The sequence below is a fragment of the Acidisphaera rubrifaciens HS-AP3 genome (genome assembly GCF_000964365.1).
In the GTDB taxonomy this organism is placed as follows: domain Bacteria; phylum Pseudomonadota; class Alphaproteobacteria; order Acetobacterales; family Acetobacteraceae; genus Acidisphaera; species Acidisphaera rubrifaciens.
Genome location: NZ_BANB01000469.1, coordinates 1 through 1,830 on the forward strand (window position 1 = coordinate 1; position 1,830 = coordinate 1,830).

The window sequence follows — 1,830 nt, forward strand, 5'->3', positions numbered from 1 at the left end:
AGGGCGGCGAGGAACGCGCGTCCCCAGCCCACCGGCGACGTCTGCGCGATTGCCTTCCACAGCGCCGCCTGCCGGGCGCGCCGCTCCTCCAGATCCATGCGCAGCGCCCGGTCCATCGCGTCCGCCATGTCGTCGGAATCGTGCGGGTTGACCAGGATCGCGGCATCGAGCTGCCGGGCGGCGCCGGCGAAGCGTGACAGGACCAGTACGCCGGGATCGTTCGGGTCCTGCGCCGCGACGTATTCCTTGGCGACGAGGTTCATGCCGTCGCGCAGCGGCGTGACCAGACCGACGGCGGCCGCGCGCATGTAGCCGGCGACGACGTTGCGCCCCACGCCGCGGGCCATCACCCGCAGCGGCGCCCAGTCCGGATCGCCATAGTCGCTGTTGAGCGCGCCCGCCACGCCGTCGAGTTCCTCGCGCAGTTCCTGATAGGCCTGGACGTCCTTGCGTGAGACGGCGGCGATTTGCAGGAACGTCACGTTGCGGCGCCAGGAGGGCCGCGTCTCCAGCAGCCGTCGCAGGCCGTCGATGCGCTGCACGATGCCCTTGGTCGGATCGAGCCGGTCCACGCCCAGGATCAGCTTCTGCCCCAGCAGGCTGCGGCGCAGGCGCTCGGCGGCCGGGGTGGCGGCGGCCTGCCGCGCGGTCTCGGCGAACTCCTCGGCGTCGATCTCGACGGGGAAGGCGCCGATGCGGATGCGCCGGCCGTACAGGCCGAGCCAGCCGCTCTCCAGTTCGACCGCGCCGGCCACCTGCTGCGCGGCGGCGGCGAAATTGGCCACGTCGCGGTCCGTCTGGAAGCCGATCAGGTCCGCGCCCAGCAGATCGCGCGTCAGCGCCGCCGCCTCCGGTGCGCTGGCCAGCACGTCGGGGGACGGGAAGGGGATATGCAGGAAGAAGCCGATCGGATTGCGCACCCCCTGCGCACGCAGCAGCGCGGGCAGGGCGAGCAGGTGATAGTCGTGGATCCAGACGATGTCGTTGGGGCGCAGCATCGGCAACAGCGCCTCGGCGAAGCGGCCGTTCACCTCGCGATAGGTCTGCGCGTCCCGCCGCTCGTAATCCATGAGCTGCGGCATGGTGTGCAGCATCGGCCACAGCACGCCGTTGGAGAAGCGGCCGTAATAGCTGTCGTGCTCCTCCTGCGTCAGATCCATGGTGGCGTAGGTGACGCCGGCGACGACCTCGGTATGGATCGCCTTGACGGCGGCATCGGGGGCGATCGCGCCGCTCCAGCCGAACCAGACACCGCCACGCTTGTCCATCAGCCCTTCGAGCGCGACGGCAAGGCCGCCGGCCGCGTGGCCGCCGGCGGTCGGCATCGGAACGCGGTTAGACACGACCACCAGGCGATTCATCGAACCTCCAGCACGGCGACGGGCAGATCAGCCAACACGTCACCCACGGCAAGTGAGTGACCCAGTTGCTGCGGGCTGGGGCTCGGACCGCCATCGGCGGCCGGCGACACGGGAGCCCGCAAGATATCTGCGTAACGCCGAGTTACCAAATTACGCGGTATTGCGATGGCAGTTCCAGCCCAAACGGAGCCGCCCACAACGGGCCCGCTGTCGTCGCCGAGCAGCCCTGCTGACAAACGCGTGACCACCACCACGACCGCCTCGCCTTCATGCACCCGGGCGAAGGCTAAAATATGGTCGCTGCGTGGCCCGATTGCATCAAGCGGCACGTAACTGCCGGCGGCGAACAGCGCCGGGCGGCGCGCGCGCAGGGCGAGGATGCGGGCGATCACCGCCTGTTTCACCCGCCCGTCGCGCCAGTGCGCGAGCAGGTCCGCCGGCGGCCGCGCGGCATGCAGGGCCGCGCGGC

The 1,830-nt window shown here is 70.6% G+C and carries 1 protein-coding gene and 1 pseudogene; both read right to left on the reverse strand.

All coding sequences use genetic code 11. The features are described from left to right. Positions 1-1,361, reverse strand: a 1,361-nt coding sequence (locus B8460_RS13150) for an alpha,alpha-trehalose-phosphate synthase (UDP-forming) (RefSeq protein WP_048862061.1), incomplete at its 3' end; no start/stop codon positions are given. Further along, positions 1,358-1,830, reverse strand: a pseudogene (locus tag B8460_RS21990) (malto-oligosyltrehalose synthase); the annotation flags it as partial. The pseudogene B8460_RS21990 and the gene B8460_RS13150, both read right to left, overlap by 4 nt.